This window comes from Streptococcus sp., assembly GCF_019414905.1.
Lineage (GTDB): Bacteria > Bacillota > Bacilli > Lactobacillales > Streptococcaceae > Streptococcus.
In genome coordinates, this window is record NZ_DXLC01000284.1 from 1 (window position 1) to 15,345 (window position 15,345).

18 protein-coding genes and 1 pseudogene are annotated in these 15,345 nt (G+C 40.5%); all 19 read left to right on the forward strand.

Going from position 1 to position 15,345, the window contains the following annotated elements; genetic code table 11:
* The first annotated feature begins 137 nt into the window (after window positions 1–137).
* On the forward strand, window positions 138–1,955 hold the full coding sequence (locus QZ359_RS08640; protein WP_293965833.1) for an acyltransferase family protein: 1,818 nt from the start codon (window positions 138–140) through the stop codon (window positions 1,953–1,955).
* Window positions 1,956–2,106: 151 nt separating this feature from the next.
* The gene (gene nagA, locus QZ359_RS08645) at window positions 2,107–3,258 is read left to right on the forward strand and encodes an N-acetylglucosamine-6-phosphate deacetylase (RefSeq protein ID WP_001134549.1); all 1,152 of its coding nucleotides are present in this window, start codon (window positions 2,107–2,109) and stop codon (window positions 3,256–3,258) included.
* 161 nt (window positions 3,259–3,419) lie between these two features.
* Window positions 3,420–4,478 (forward strand): zinc-dependent alcohol dehydrogenase family protein, encoded by a 1,059-nt coding sequence (locus QZ359_RS08650; RefSeq protein WP_293965835.1) that lies wholly within the window; start codon window positions 3,420–3,422, stop codon window positions 4,476–4,478.
* Between the two features lie 150 nt (window positions 4,479–4,628).
* On the forward strand, window positions 4,629–4,994 hold the full coding sequence (locus QZ359_RS08655) for a DUF1033 family protein (RefSeq protein WP_000286405.1): 366 nt from the start codon (window positions 4,629–4,631) through the stop codon (window positions 4,992–4,994).
* Window positions 4,995–5,070: 76 nt separating this feature from the next.
* Window positions 5,071–6,012: a competence type IV pilus ATPase ComGA gene (gene comGA, locus QZ359_RS08660; protein WP_293965837.1), complete on the forward strand. Its 942-nt coding sequence runs from the start codon at window positions 5,071–5,073 to the stop codon at window positions 6,010–6,012.
* The gene (comGB, locus tag QZ359_RS08665) at window positions 5,960–6,976 is read left to right on the forward strand and encodes a competence type IV pilus assembly protein ComGB (RefSeq protein ID WP_285300553.1); all 1,017 of its coding nucleotides are present in this window, start codon (window positions 5,960–5,962) and stop codon (window positions 6,974–6,976) included. Before comGA ends, comGB begins: the two co-directional genes overlap by 53 nt.
* A gap of 1 nt (window position 6,977) precedes the next feature.
* Complete coding sequence (comGC, locus tag QZ359_RS08670) at window positions 6,978–7,301, forward strand: comG operon protein ComGC (protein WP_293965839.1); 324 nt, start codon at window positions 6,978–6,980, stop codon at window positions 7,299–7,301.
* Window positions 7,264–7,698, forward strand: a complete 435-nt coding sequence (gene comGD / locus QZ359_RS08675) for a competence type IV pilus minor pilin ComGD (RefSeq protein WP_285304749.1) — start codon at window positions 7,264–7,266, stop codon at window positions 7,696–7,698. The genes comGC and comGD overlap by 38 nt, the downstream gene beginning before the upstream one ends.
* Window positions 7,661–7,963 (forward strand): competence type IV pilus minor pilin ComGE, encoded by a 303-nt coding sequence (comGE, locus tag QZ359_RS08680; RefSeq protein WP_000413380.1) that lies wholly within the window; start codon window positions 7,661–7,663, stop codon window positions 7,961–7,963. The genes comGD and comGE overlap by 38 nt, the downstream gene beginning before the upstream one ends.
* A complete protein-coding gene (comGF, locus tag QZ359_RS08685; RefSeq protein WP_285304748.1) occupies window positions 7,926–8,387 on the forward strand; it encodes a competence type IV pilus minor pilin ComGF in 462 nt (153 codons plus the stop codon). The genes comGE and comGF overlap by 38 nt, the downstream gene beginning before the upstream one ends.
* Window positions 8,365–8,778, forward strand: a complete 414-nt coding sequence (gene comGG / locus QZ359_RS08690) for a competence type IV pilus minor pilin ComGG (RefSeq protein WP_285304747.1) — start codon at window positions 8,365–8,367, stop codon at window positions 8,776–8,778. The genes comGF and comGG overlap by 23 nt, the downstream gene beginning before the upstream one ends.
* A 32-nt stretch (window positions 8,779–8,810) precedes the next feature.
* Window positions 8,811–9,398, forward strand: a complete 588-nt coding sequence (locus tag QZ359_RS08695; RefSeq protein WP_285304746.1) for a class I SAM-dependent methyltransferase — start codon at window positions 8,811–8,813, stop codon at window positions 9,396–9,398.
* 60 nt (window positions 9,399–9,458) lie between these two features.
* On the forward strand, window positions 9,459–10,412 hold the full coding sequence (locus QZ359_RS08700) for a class I SAM-dependent methyltransferase (RefSeq protein ID WP_293965851.1): 954 nt from the start codon (window positions 9,459–9,461) through the stop codon (window positions 10,410–10,412).
* A gap of 51 nt (window positions 10,413–10,463) precedes the next feature.
* Window positions 10,464–11,654 carry an acetate kinase gene (locus QZ359_RS08705; RefSeq protein ID WP_293965853.1) on the forward strand — a complete coding sequence of 397 codons (1,191 nt, stop codon included), beginning with the start codon at window positions 10,464–10,466 and terminating at the stop codon, window positions 11,652–11,654.
* Between the two features lie 149 nt (window positions 11,655–11,803).
* A complete protein-coding gene (gene rnpA / locus QZ359_RS08710) occupies window positions 11,804–12,175 on the forward strand; it encodes a ribonuclease P protein component (protein WP_000739245.1) in 372 nt (123 codons plus the stop codon).
* Window positions 12,150–12,974, forward strand: a complete 825-nt coding sequence (locus QZ359_RS08715) for a membrane protein insertase YidC (RefSeq protein ID WP_219619946.1) — start codon at window positions 12,150–12,152, stop codon at window positions 12,972–12,974. Before rnpA ends, QZ359_RS08715 begins: the two co-directional genes overlap by 26 nt.
* A 17-nt stretch (window positions 12,975–12,991) precedes the next feature.
* Window positions 12,992–13,981, forward strand: coding sequence for an RNA-binding cell elongation regulator Jag/EloR (gene jag, locus QZ359_RS08720; protein ID WP_285304745.1), 990 nt, complete (start codon window positions 12,992–12,994; stop codon window positions 13,979–13,981).
* 50 nt (window positions 13,982–14,031) lie between these two features.
* Window positions 14,032–14,655: an HI_0552 family protein gene (locus QZ359_RS08725; RefSeq protein ID WP_293965861.1), complete on the forward strand. Its 624-nt coding sequence runs from the start codon at window positions 14,032–14,034 to the stop codon at window positions 14,653–14,655.
* Between the two features lie 116 nt (window positions 14,656–14,771).
* Window positions 14,772–15,345 (forward strand): annotated as a pseudogene (locus QZ359_RS08730) (transketolase); the annotation flags it as partial.

The following is a 15,345-nucleotide window of genomic DNA, read 5'->3' on the forward strand; positions in this document are numbered from 1 at the left end:
AAAAAAGGCTCCATAATATCCATAGGGGGTTACCCACTACAAATATTATAGAGCCCTAAAATCCTAAGTTTTCTCTTAGGATTTTTCTTCTTTTTTTGATAGAATAAAGTGTACAATGAAAGGAAGAATAAACTCGTATGCGCATTAAATGGTTTTCCTTGATTAGGATTACAGGTTTACTTTTGGTACTCTTGTATCACTTCTTTCAGACCATCTTTCCTGGAGGATTTTTCGGGGTAGATGTCTTTTTCACATTTTCAGGTTTCCTGATTACAGCTCTACTCATCGAAGAATTTTCTAAAAATCATGAAATTGATTTGGTTGGATTTTTTAGGAGACGCTTTTATCGTATCGTGCCACCTGTGGTTTTGATGGTCTTGGTAATCATGCCCTTTACCTTTCTAGTTCGCCAAGATTATGTGGCTGGAATTGGGGGTCAGATTGCGGGTGTTTTAGGCTTCATGACCAACTTCTATGAGCTCCTAACAGGTGGGAGTTATGAATCTCAGTTCATTCCTCATTTGTTTGTTCATAATTGGAGCTTGGCCGTTGAGGTTCACTACTATATTCTTTGGGGATTGGCAGTTTGGTTCTTATCCAAACAGGCTAAATCAAATGGTCAGTTGAAGGGGATGGTCTTTCTCTTATCTGCTGCTGCCTTCTTGATTAGCTTCTTCTCCATGTTTATTGGTAGTTTTCTAGTAACCTCTTATTCCTCTGTTTACTTCTCCAGTTTAACTCATGTCTATCCATTCTTTTTGGGAAGTATCCTAGCAACGATTGTAGGCGTTCGTCAGACGACTTCCCTCGTCAAGCAGTTGGATAAAACCTGGGATTTACGAAAGACCCTGTTGATTTTTGCAGGAGGTTTTGGCTTCTTACTCATTTTGACCTTCTTTGTCAAATTTACCTATCTCTTTGCCTATCTTATTGGCTTCTTGCTTGCCAGTCTTGCAGCCCTAGCTATGATTCTGGCGGCGCGCGTCTTACATGAAAAGACTCCTAACGTACAGGAACCAAAGATTATTAGTTTTTTAGCAGATACTAGCTATGCGGTTTATCTTTTCCATTGGCCTTTCTACATCATTTTCTCACAGTTGACCTCAAATCTTCTTGCTGTGTTACTGACTCTGATTTGTTCTTATGGATTTGCCAGTCTTTCATTTTATGTATTGGAGCCGTGGATTGTAGGCAAGAATACACCTGTTTTACAAACTCTTCGTCCCCTGCCTTATATTCACGCAATTCTTGCAACAAGTACAGGAATCTTGGCCTTCATTGTCCTCTTAGTGACTTTGTTGGCACCACAAGTGGGAGCTTTTGAGACAGACTTAACTGTCAATGGTTTGAAGCAAGCTGCAACAAATATTAGCCAAACCAAGGTGATGACAGAACGGGCAGATGCAAACAGTTTGGGAATTGCTGATGGCACTATGTTAATTGGTGACTCGGTGGCTTTAAGGGCAAATACAGCCCTGCAGACAGCCCTTCCTGGAGCACAGATTAACGCGCAGGTCAGCAGAACAACCAAGACTGCCAACGAAATCATGCTCAACAATAGCCAGAATAAATTTCTACCAAAGATGGTGGTTATTGCGACTGGGGTAAATAATCCTGAAAATTACAAGGAAGATTGGGATAGTATCGTGAAAAATCTTCCTAAGGGCCACCATATGGTTTTGGTGACTCCTTATGAGGGAGATAAGACAAAAGAGACCTATGCCATCGTTGAGAAGGCGGCTGCCTATATGAGAGAATTGGCAGAGAAGACTCCTTACATCACGATAGCAGATTGGAATCAAGTTGCGAAAGAACATCCAGAAATTTGGACTGGGACAGACCAAGTCCATTTCGGAAGTGACAATAGCAAAATTGAAGCAGGAGCAAAATTGTATGCAGAGACCATTGCTACAGCCTTGCAAACAGCTCAAGACAAACCAGTCAAATCAAAATAACGTGTATTAAAAAGAGAAGAGTTGGAGAAATCCAGCTCTTTTAAAATATCTCTAGAAAACAGGTCTATACCATTTACAAATGAATCAGAAAGGTTTATAATGTAATTGACATAATAAATATCAAAAGTAATCTTTTAAGGAGGTCATTATTATGCCTAATTACGTTAAAGCGGATCAGTTTTTCTATCCATTTGGCATTCGTCGCGGTGGGTACTTAGAACTTGTTGATGGCAAATTTGGGAAACATGTGGATCAAATTCCTGAAGGAGCAGAGGTTCTTGACTATACTGGTTATAGCATTGCACCAGGTCTTGTGGATACTCATATTCATGGATATGCAGGTGTAGATGTGATGGACAACAACATTGAAGGTACATTGCATACTATGAGTGAAGGACTTCTTAGTACCGGTGTTACCAGTTTCTTGCCCACAACTTTAACAGCCACTTATGAGCAATTGCTTGCAGTCACTGAAAATCTTGGAAACCATTATAAAGAAGCAACAGGTGCTAAGATTCGTGGGATTTATTATGAAGGTCCATATTTCACAGAAACTTTTAAGGGGGCACAAAATCCAACTTATATGAGAGACCCGGGTGTTGAGGAGTTTCATTCTTGGCAAGATGCTGCAAAAGGGATGCTAAATAAAATCGCTATTGCACCAGAACGTGATGGGGTGGAAGATTTTGTACGTACTATTACAGGTGAAGGTGTGACAGTTGCACTTGGACACTCAGATGCGACATTTGAACAAGCTAAGAAGGCAGTTGATGCTGGAGCTAGTGTATGGGTACATGCCTATAATGGGATGCGTGGTTTAACACACCGCGAACTAGGTATGGTAGGAGCTATGTATGAGCTACCACATACTTACGCAGAATTGATTTGTGATGGTTACCATGTAGATCCAAAAGCTTGTGAGATTTTACTTAAGCAAAAGGGGACAGAAAACATCGCCCTTATTACTGACTGTATGACAGCTGGTGGGCTTGAAGACGGTGACTATATGTTGGGAGAATTCCCTGTTGTAGTAGCAAATGGAACTGCACGTCTCAAATCTACTGGTAATTTGGCAGGTTCTATCCTCAAACTTAAAGATGGTATGAGAAATGTAGTCGAGTGGGGTATTGCGAATCCGCATGAAGCAGTCATGATGGCCAGCCTTAACCCAGCTAAATCTGTTCACATTGATGATGTCTGTGGCCAAATCCGTGAAGGTTATGATGCAGATTTTATTGTTTTAGACAAAGATTTGGAATTGGTAGCAACCTACCTAGATGGCGTGAAACGTTATCAAGCATAAGAGAGAAAGCAGAAGTTAGAGACTAGCTTCTGTTTTTTTATCTATATTGCTTTACCGGTAAATAAAAAAGTTAAAAAAATCACAAAAAATCTTGAAGAAACAAATGAAAGGGTTTACAATTATATTATAAATAGTACAAATAAAAAACGGAGGAGTACTTTATGAAAGCCTATACTTATGTTAAACCAGGACTTGCTTCTTTTGTTGATGTAGACAAACCAGTTATTCGCAAGCCAACAGACGCTATTGTGCGTATCGTAAAAACTACTATTTGTGGAACAGACCTCCATATTATCAAAGGGGATGTTCCTGCTTGCCAAAGTGGTACCATTCTTGGTCACGAAGGGATTGGGATTGTTGAAGAAGTTGGAGAAGGAGTTTCGAACTTCAAAAAAGGCGACAAGGTCTTGATTTCTTGTGTCTGTGCCTGCGGTAAATGCTACTACTGTAAAAAAGGAATTTATGCCCACTGTGAAGACGAAGGGGGCTGGATTTTCGGTCACCTGATTGATGGTATGCAGGCTGAATATTTACGTGTCCCTCATGCAGATAACACTCTTTACCACACTCCAGAAGACTTGTCAGATGAAGCCTTGGTTATGCTATCAGACATTCTGCCTACTGGATATGAAATTGGTGTCTTAAAAGGGAAAGTAGAACCTGGTTGCAGCGTAGCCATTATTGGTTCAGGACCAGTTGGATTGGCAGCTCTTTTGACAGCTCAATTCTATTCACCAGCTAAATTGATTATGGTGGATTTAGATGATAACCGCTTGGATACTGCAGTTTCTTTCGGTGCTACTCATAAGATTAATTCTTCAGACCCTGAAAAAGCCATTAAAGAAATTTATGATTTGACAGATGGTCGTGGTGTAGATGTTGCTATCGAAGCTGTTGGTATTCCTGCAACATTTGATTTCTGTCAAAAGATTATCGGTATAGACGGAACAGTTGCCAACTGTGGTGTACATGGTAAACCAGTCGAATTCGATTTGGACAAACTTTGGATCCGCAACATCAATGTAACAACTGGTTTGGTATCTACAAATACAACTCCACAATTGTTGAAAGCTCTTGAAAGTCATAAGATTGAACCAGAAAAATTGGTAACTCACTATTTCAAACTAAGTGAAATTGAAAAAGCCTATGAAGTCTTCAGTAAGGCAGCAGACCACCATGCCATTAAGGTCATCATCGAAAACGATATTTCTGAAGCCTAGGTAGTAAAAAGATTTTGGAACACAAGCAAATAGAAATTCAGTCATCCATCAGATGGCTGGATTTTTTATCAAAAAATTAAGAAATGAGCATATTTCTTTCCTTGTCTGGCGGAATTGGTTATAATATACGGTACAAAGGAATGAATGAATATGTATCGTGTTATAGAAATGTATGGAGATTTTGAACCGTGGTGGTTCTTAGAAGGTTGGGAAGAAGATATTGTAGCGAGTAAGAAATTTGATCAGTATTATGATGCTCTCAAATACTATAAAACTTGCTGGTTTAGATTGGAACAAGAATCCCCTCTTTATAAAAGTAGAAGTGACTTGATGACTATTTTTTGGGATCCAGAAGACCAACGCTGGTGCGATGAATGTGATGAGTATTTACAACAATACCATTCTTTGGCTCTTTTGCAGGATGAGCAGGTTATTCCAGATGAAAAACTACGCCCAGGCTATGAAAAACAAACAGGTAAGGAAAGGCACCGTTCTTGCCGTATGAAATTAAAATAGAGGAAAAGTAACTTTTTTGGAGTTGCTTTTTTTATTTTTCCAAATCTTTGCGAATAGTATAGGTGAGGAGGTAAGTATGGTTCAAGAAATTGCACAAGAAATCATTCGTTCGGCCCGGAAAAAAGGGGCGCAAGACATTTATTTTGTCCCCAAGTTAGACGCCTATGAGCTTCATATGAGGGTAGGAGACAAGCGCTGTAAAATCGGTTGTTATGATTTTGAAAAATTTGCGGCAGTCATCAGTCACTTTAAGTTTGTGGCGGGTATGAATGTAGGAGAAAAGCGACGTAGTCAACTTGGTTCCTGTGATTATGCCTATGACCAGAAGATGGCATCTCTACGTCTATCTACTGTAGGCGATTATCGAGGACATGAGAGTTTAGTCATTCGCTTGTTGCACGATGAGGAGCAAGATTTACATTTTTGGTTTCAGGATATTGGAGAACTGGGTAAGCAGTACAGGCAACGGGGACTCTATCTTTTTGCTGGTCCAGTCGGCAGTGGTAAGACAACCTTGATGCACGAATTGGCTAAATCAATATTTAAAGGACAGCAAGTCATGTCCATCGAAGATCCTGTTGAAATCAAGCAGGACGACATGCTTCAGTTGCAGTTGAACGAAGCAATCGGGCTAACCTATGAAAATCTAATCAAACTTTCCTTGCGACATCGTCCTGATCTCTTGATTATCGGAGAAATTCGAGACAGCGAGACGGCGCGTGCAGTGGTCAGAGCCAGTTTGACAGGTGCGACAGTCTTTTCAACCATTCACGCCAAGAGTATCCGAGGTGTTTATGAGCGCCTGTTGGAGTTGGGGGTGAGTGAGGAGGAATTGGCAGTCGTTCTGCAAGGAGTCTGCTACCAGAGATTAATCGGGGGAGGAGGAATCATTGACTTTGCAAACAAAGACTATCAAGAACACCAGCCAACTAGCTGGAATGAACAGATTGACCAGCTTTTTAAAGATGGACATATCACAAGTCTTCAGGCTGAAACGGAAAAAATTAGCTATAGCTAAGCAAAAAAATATCATCACCTTGTTTAACAATCTCTTTTCCAGTGGTTTTCATCTGGTGGAGACCATTTCCTTTTTAGATAGGAGTGCCTTGTTGGACAAGCAGTGTGTGACTCAGATGCGCACGGGCTTGTCTCAGGGGAAATCATTCTCAGAAATGATGGAAAGTTTGGGATTTTCAAGTGCCATTGTCACTCAGTTATCTCTAGCTGAAGTTCATGGGAATCTTCACCTGAGTTTGGGAAAGATAGAAGAGTATCTAGACAATCTAGCCAAGGTCAAGAAAAAATTAATTGAAGTAGCGACCTATCCCTTGATTTTGCTGGGTTTTCTTCTCTTAATTATGCTGGGACTACGGAACTACCTACTACCACAACTGGATAGTAGCAATATTGCCACCCAAATTATCGGCAATCTGCCACAAATCTTTCTAGGAATGGTAGGGTTTGTTTCTCTACTTGCCCTTTTAGCACTAACTTTTTATAAAAGAAGCTCTAAGATGCGCGTCTTTTCTATCCTAGCACGCATTCCTTTTCTTGGACTCTTTGTGCAGACCTATTTGACAGCCTATTATGCGCGTGAATGGGGTAATATGATTTCTCAAGGGCTGGAGTTGACGCAGATTTTTCAAATGATGCAGGAACAAGGTTCCCAACTCTTTAAAGAAATCGGTCAAGATTTAGCTCAATCCCTACAAAATGGCCGCGAATTTTCTCAAACCATAGCAACCTATCCTTTCTTTAAAAAGGAGTTGAGTCTCATTATTGAGTATGGTGAAGTCAAGTCCAAGCTGGGGAGTGAGTTGGAAATCTATGCTGAAAAAACTTGGGAAGCCTTTTTTACCCGAGTCAACCGCACCATGAATTTGGTGCAGCCACTGGTCTTTATCTTTGTGGCTCTGATTATCGTTTTACTTTATGCGGCAATGCTCATGCCCATGTATCAAAATATGGAGGTAAATTTTTAACATGAAAAAAATGATGACATTCTCAAAAAAAGCTAAGGTTAAAGCTTTTACACTTGTGGAGATGTTGGTGGTCTTACTCATCATCAGTGTGCTTCTATTACTCTTTGTACCTAATCTGACCAAGCAAAAAGAAGCAGTCAATGACAAAGGAAAAGCTGCTGTTGTTAAGGTGGTGGAAAGTCAGGCAGAACTTTATAGCTTGGATAAAAATGAAGATGCTAGCCTAAGTAAGTTACAAGCAGATGGGCGAATCACGGAAGAACAGGCTAAAGCTTATAAAGAATACCATGCTAAACAAAATACCAGTCAAACTGTTGCAGATTAAGGCATTTACCATGCTGGAAAGCCTCTTGGTTTTGGGTCTTGTGAGTATCCTTGCCTTGGGCTTGTCCGGCTCTGTTCAGTCCACTTTTGCGGCGGTAGAGGAGCAGATTTTCTTTATGGAGTTTGAAGAACTCTATCGGGAAACTCAAAAGCGCAGTGTAGCTAGTCAGCAAAAGACTAGTCTGAACTTAGATGGGCAGACGATTAGCAATGGCAGTCAAAAGTTGACAGTTCCTAAAGGAATTCAAGCACCATCGGGACAAAGTATTACATTTGACCGAGCTGGGGGCAATTCGTCCCTGGCTAAGGTTGAATTTCAGACCAGTAAAGGAGCGATTCGCTATCAATTATATTTAGGAAATGGAAAAATTAAACGCATTAAGGAAACAAAAAATTAGGGCAGTGATTTTACTGGAAGCAGTAGTCGCTCTAGCTATCTTTGCCAGTATTGCAACCCTCCTTTTGGGACAAATTCAGAAAAATAGGCAAGAAGAAGCAAAAATTTTGCAAAAGGAAGAAGTCTTGAGGGTAGCTAAGATGGCCTTGCAGACAGGTCAAAATCAGGTAAACATCAACGGAGTTGAGATTCAGGTGTTTTCTAGTGAAAAAGGATTGGAGGTCTACCATGGTTCAGAACAGTTGTTGGCTATCAAAGAGCCATAAGGTCAAGGCTTTTACCTTGTTAGAATCCCTTATTGCTCTCATTGTCATCAGTGGAAGCTTACTCCTCTTTCAAGCCATGAGTCAGCTCCTCATTTCAGAAGTTCGCTACCAGCAGCAAAGCGAGCAAAAGGAGTGGCTCTTGTTTGTGGACCAGTTGGAGGCAGAATTAGACCGTTCGCAGTTTGAAAAAGTGGAGGGCAATCGCCTATACATGAAGCAAGATGGCAAGGACATCGCCATCGGTAAGTCCAAGTCAGACGATTTTCGGAAAACAGATGCCAGTGGACGGGGTTATCAACCTATGGTTTATGGTCTCAAATCTGCGCATATTACAGAGGATAATCAACTGGTTCGCTTTCGTTTCCAGTTCCAAAAAGGCTTAGAAAGGGAGTTCATCTATCGTGTGGAAAAAGAAAAAAGTTAAGGCTGGTGTTCTCATCTATGCAGTCACTATGGCAGCCATCTTTAGTCTTTTGTTACAATTTTACTTGAACCGACAAGTCGCCTACTATCAAGACTACGCTTTAAATAAAGAAAAGCTGATTGCTTTTGCTATGGCCAAGCGAACCAAAGATAAGGTTGATAAGGAAAGTGGGGAACAGACCTTTAATCTGGGTCAGGTGAGTTATCAAAACAAGAAAACTGGCTTAGTGACGAGGGTTCGTACGCCTAAGAGCCAATATGAGTTCCTATTTCCTTCGGTCAAAATCAAAGAAGAGAAAACAGAGAAAAAGGAAAAGGTAGCGACCGATTCAAGCGAAAAAGTGGAGAAGAAAAAATCAGAAAAGAAGCCTGAAAAGAAAGAGAATTCCTAGCCAACCAAGCTACTTTGTGCTAAACTAAAAATATGAAACATGATTTTAACCACAAAGCAGAAACTTTCGATTCCCCTAAAAATATCTTCCTTGCAAACTTGGTTTGTCAAGCAGTCGAGAAACAGATTGATCTTCTATCAGACAAAGAAATTTTGGATTTTGGTGGAGGGACGGGTCTGTTAACCTTGCCCCTAGCCAAGCAGGCCAAGTCTGTAACATTGGTGGATATTTCGGAGAAAATGCTGGAGCAAGCTCGTTTGAAAGCGGAGCAGCAAGACATCAAGAATATCCAGTTTTTGGAGCAAGATTTGCTGAAAAATCCCTTGGAAAAAGAGTTTGATTGCATTGTCGTTAGTCGGGTTCTTCACCATATGCCTGATCTGGATGCGGCTCTCTCACTGTTTCATCAACATTTGAAGGAAGATGGACAACTCCTACTTGCTGATTTTACAAAGACAGAAGCTAACCATCATGGATTTGATTTAGCTGAACTGGAAAACAAGCTAGCCCAGTTTGGTTTTTCGAGCATTGACAGTCAGATTCTTTACAGTGCTGAAGACCTGTTTCAAGGAAATTACTCAGAGCTCTTTTTAACAGTAGCCCAAAAATCACTCGCTTAGTCAGGGAGTGATTTTTCTATAAGGATGGAAAAAAGAAGGGAAATTTGATAAGATAGGAATATGGATTTTGAAAAAATTGAACAAGCTTATACCTATTTACTAGAGAATGTCCAAATCATTCAAAGTGATTTGGCGACCAACTTTTATGACGCCTTGGTGGAGCAAAATAGCATCTATTTGGATGGCGAGACTGAGCTAGAGCAGGTCAAAGAGAACAATCAAGCTCTTAAGCGTTTAGCGCTACGCAAAGAAGAATGGCTCAAGACCTACCAGTTTCTCTTGATGAAGGCTGGGCAGACAGAGCCCCTACAGTCCAATCACCAGTTTACACCAGATGCCATTGCTTTACTTTTGGTGTTTATTGTGGAAGAGTTGTTTAAAGAGGAGGAGATTACTATCCTCGAAATGGGTTCTGGCATGGGGATTCTGGGCGCAACTTTCTTGACCTCGCTTGATAAAAAGGTGGATTACTTGGGAATGGAAGTGGATGATTTGCTGATTGATCTGGCAGCTAGCATGGCAGATGTAATTGGTTTGCAGGCTGGCTTTGTCCAAGGAGATGCCGTTCGTCCACAAATGCTCAAAGAAAGCGATGTGGTCATCAGCGACTTGCCTGTCGGCTATTATCCTGATGATGCCGTTGCGTCGCGCCATCAAGTTGCTTCTAGTCAAGAACATACCTACGCCCATCACTTGCTCATGGAACAAGGACTTAAGTATCTCAAGTCAGACGGATATGCTATTTTTCTAGCTCCGAGTGATTTGTTGACCAGTCCTCAAAGTGATTTGTTGAAAGGCTGGTTGAAAGAGGAGGCAAGTCTGACTGCCATGATTAGTTTGCCTGAAAATCTCTTTGCTAATGCTAAACAATCTAAGACTATTTTTATCTTACAGAAGAAAAGTGAAATAGCAGTAGAACCCTTTGTTTATCCACTTGCTAGCTTGCAAGACGCAAGTGTTTTAATGAAATTTAAAGAAAATTTTCAAAAATGGACTCAAGGTACTGAAATATAAAATAGATTTTGTTATAATAGATGAAAACGCTTAAAAAAGGGGTATCATGTTATGACAAAAACAATTTCAATCAATGCAGGAAGTTCAAGTTTGAAATGGCAATTATACTTAATGCCAGAAGAAAAAGTATTGGCGAAAGGCTTGATTGAACGTATCGGTTTGAAAGATTCAATTTCAACTGTAAAATTTGACGGCCGTTCTGAGCAACAAATTTTGGATATCGAAAATCATACACAAGCCGTTAAAATTTTATTGGATGACTTAATTCGTTTCGATATTATCAAGGCTTATGACGAGATTACAGGTGTTGGCCACCGTGTTGTTGCCGGTGGAGAATATTTCAAAGAATCAACAGTTGTTGAGGGGGATGTTTTAGAAAAAGTTGAAGAGTTGAGCTTGTTGGCTCCTCTCCACAATCCAGCCAATGCAGCAGGTGTTCGTGCCTTCAAGGAATTGTTGCCAGACATTACCAGTGTAGTTGTTTTTGATACTTCATTCCACACAACTATGCCAGAGAAAGCTTATCGTTACCCTCTACCAACAAAATATTACACAGAAAATAAGGTTCGCAAATATGGTGCCCACGGTACAAGCCACCAGTTTGTAGCAGGAGAAGCTGCAAAACTCTTGGGACGTCCATTAGAAGACTTGAAATTGATTACTTGCCACATCGGTAATGGTGCTTCTATTACAGCTGTTAAGGGTGGTCAATCTGTCGATACTTCAATGGGATTCACTCCACTTGGTGGTGTGATGATGGGAACACGTACAGGGGATATTGACCCAGCTATCATTCCTTATTTAATGCAATATACAGAGGACTTTAACACGCCCGAAGATATTAGTCGCGTCCTTAATCGTGAATCAGGGCTTATGGGTGTTTCAGGCAAATCTAGTGATATGCGTGATGTGATTGCTGCTATGGAAGAAGGGGACCACGATGCCACTTTGGCTTATGAAATGTATGTTGACCGTATCCAAAAACATATCGGGCAATACCTTGCGGTCCTAAATGGAGCAGATGCTATTATCTTTACTGCAGGTATCGGTGAAAATGCTGCAAACGTACGTGAAGATGTTATCTCAGGTATCTCTTGGTTTGGCTGTGATGTTGATCCAGAAAAGAACGTCTTTGGCGTGACAGGAGACATCTCAACAGATGCAGCGAAGATTCGTGTCTTGGTTATTCCAACAGATGAAGAATTAGTCATTGCCCGTGACGTTGAACGTTTGAAAAAATAACTAAAATCAGAAAAAATATTCCGTACAAGGAGTTGGGAAAGAGATTTTTCCAGCTTCTTTTTCTGATGGAAATGTCCAAAACCTTGCTATGATTGGCTTTTTTGAAAAATATGGTATAATAGTAGTAATTTAATAGATGGAGTTGAGTTTTGAAGAAAAACTTTCGTGTAAAAAGAGAGAAAGATTTTAAGGCGATTTTCAAGGAGGGGACAAGTTTTGCTAACCGCAAATTTGTTGTCTACCAATTAGAAAACCAGAAAAACCATTTTCGAGTAGGTCTATCAGTTAGCAAAAAACTAGGGAATGCCGTCACTAGAAATCAAATTAAGCGACGAATTCGACATATTATCCAGAATGCAAAAGGGAGTCTGGTAGAAGATGTCGACTTTGTTGTCATTGCTCGAAAAGGGGTCGAAACCTTGGGATACGCAGAGATGGAGAAAAATCTACTCCACGTATTAAAATTATCAAAGATTTACCAGGAAGGAAATGGGAGTGAAAAAGAAACTACAGTTGACTAGTTTGCTAGGACTGTCCCTATTTATCATGACAGCCTGTGCAACAAATGGGACAACTAGCGATATTACAGCCGAATCGGCTGATTTTTGGAGTAAATTTGTTTACTTCTTTGCGGAAATCATTCGCTTTTTATCGTTTGATATCAGTATCGGAGTGGGGATTATTCTCTTTACGGTCTTGATTCGTACAGTTCTCTTGCCGGTCTTTCAAGTGCAAATGGTGGCTTCTAGAAAAATGCAGGAAGCTCAACCACGCATTAAGGCGCTTCGAGAACAATATCCAGGTCGAGATATGGAAAGCAGAACCAAGCTAGAGCAAGAAATGCGTAAAGTCTTTAAAGAAATGGGTGTCAGACAGTCAGATTCTCTTTGGCCGATTTTGATTCAGATGCCGGTTATCTTGGCCTTGTTCCAAGCTCTATCAAGAGTTGACTTTTTAAAGACAGGTCATTTCTTATGGATTAACCTTGGTGGTGTGGATACAACCCTTGTTCTTCCGATTTTAGCAGCAGTATTCACCTTTTTAAGTACTTGGCTGTCCAACAAAGCCTTGTCTGAGCGTAATGGAGCTACAACTGCGATGATGTACGGTATTCCGGTCTTGATTTTTATCTTTGGGGTTTATGCTCCGAGCGGAGTCGCTCTCTACTGGGCAGTGTCTAATGCTTATCAAGTCTTGCAAACCTATTTCTTGAATAATCCATTCAAGATTATCGCAGAGCGAGAGGCGGTAGTTCAGGCACAGAAAGATTTGGAAAATAGAAAAAGAAAAGCCAAGAAAAAGGCTCAGAAAACGAAATAATAAGGAGGAATCTGGTAATGGTAGTATTTACAGGTTCAACTGTTGAAGAAGCAATCCAGAAAGGATTGAAAGAATTAGATATTCCAAGAATGAAGGCTCATATCAAAGTCATTTCTCGTGAGAAAAAAGGATTTCTTGGTTTATTTGGTAAAAAACCAGCCCAAGTGGATATCGATGCTATTAGTGAAACGACAGTTGTAAAAGCAAACCAACAAGCTGTAAAGGGAGTTCCAAAGCAAATTAATGATTTGAATGAGCCTGTTAAAACAGTCAGTGAAGCAACTGTTGATTTGGGTCATGTTGTAGAGGTAATTAAAAAGATTGAAGAGGAAGGTCAAGGTATTTCTGATGAAGTCAAGGCTGAAATCTTAAAACATGAAAGACATGCCAGCACTATCTTGGAAGAAACTGGTCACATTGAGATTTTAAATGAATTACAACTTGAAGAAACTGCTCTCGAAGGAGAAGTAGAAACGCCTATTATTGAAAGCCAAACTGAGCAAACTGAAAGTCAAGAACTAGAAGAATTGGGCTTGAAGGTTGAACCGAGCTTCGATATTGAACAAGTAGCTACGGAAGTAACGACTTATGTTCAAACAATTATTGATGACATGGATGTTGAAGCCACACTTTCAAATGATTATAACCGTCGTAGCATCAATTTACAAATTGATACAAATGAGCCAGGGCGTATTATCGGTTATCATGGTAAAGTCTTGAAGGCCTTGCAACTGTTGGCTCAAAATTATCTTTACAACCGCTATTCAAGAACCTTCTACATTACAATCAATGTCAATGATTATGTCGAACACCGTGCAGAAGTCTTGCAGACCTATGCGCAAAAATTGGCGACTCGTGTTTTAGAAGAAGGACGTAGTCATCAAACAGATCCAATGTCGAATAGTGAACGCAAGATTATCCACCGTATTATTTCACGTATGGATGGCGTGACCAGTTACTCTGAAGGTGACGAACCCAATCGCTATGTCGTTGTAGATACAGAATAAGTAAAATCAGGGTTCTCCTGATTTTTTGCTAGCTGGAGGAGATTAAACGGATGTTGAATAAGATAAGAGACTATCTAGACTTTGCTGGTTTGCAGTATCGTAATCCGGATAAGTCTGGAGATGAGCGAGAGAAGATGCTGGAATTGCGCCACAAAGGTCAAGAGGCACGAAAGGATTTTACAGAACTGGCTAAAGCCTTTCAAGCAAGCCATCCAGAATGGCAACTTCAACAGACTAGCCAGTGGATGAACCAAGCGCAGCGCTTGCGACCACACTTCTGGGCTTATATACAGCGTGAGGGGAAAGTGACAGAACCTATGCTAGCCTTACGTTTGTACGGGAGTCCTTCTGATTTTGGTATTTCCTTAGAAGTCAGTTTCATCGAGCGCAAGAAAGATGAGCAAACTTTGGAGAAACAAACCAAGGTATTAGAAGTTCCAGTTGTAGAAGGGATTTATTATCTAGCCTACTCAGATGGTCAAAGTCAACGGTGGGAGGCGAACGAAGAAAATCGTTATACTTTACGCGAGAAGTTGAGAAGTCAAGAAGTTCGCAAAGTGTTAGTTAAGGCAGATGTTTCTTTTATAGAAAATCAATCATTAGAAGTGATTTTAGAAAAATTAGATGAAGCTTATGAGCGCTTACTTCCCTACTATCAGGCGACCAGAGGGTAGAAGTTACGAGACTTATCTAGCGTCGAATTGTTTAATTGCTATTCTATGTATTTTTTCATATAATAGTAAAATAGAATGTGTGATCTAATAATCACCTCAAATAGAAAGGAAATTCTATGTCAAATCTATCTGTTAATGCAATTCGTTTCCTAGGTATTGACGCCATCAATAAAGCCAACTCAGGTCACCCAGGTGTGGTTATGGGAGCAGCTCCAATGGCTTATAGCCTTTTTACAAAACAACTTCGTATCAATCCAGCTCAACCAAACTGGATTAATCGCGACCGTTTTATTCTTTCAGCAGGCCATGGTTCAATGCTCCTTTATGCCCTTCTTCACCTTTCTGGTTTTGAAGATGTCAGTATGGATGAGATCAAGAGCTTCCGTCAATGGGGTTCAAAAACACCAGGTCACCCAGAATTTGGCCATACAGCAGGAATTGATGCTACAACAGGTCCTCTAGGTCAAGGTATTTCCACTGCCACTGGTTTTGCCCAGGCAGAACGTTTCTTGGCAGCCAAATATAACCGCGAAGGCTACAATATCTTTGACCACTATACTTACGTTATCTGTGGAGACGGAGATTTGATGGAAGGTGTCTCAAGCGAGGCAGCTTCATACGCAGGCTTGCAAAAGCTAGATAAGTTGGTTGTTCTTTATGATTCAAATGACATCAACTTGGATGGTGAGA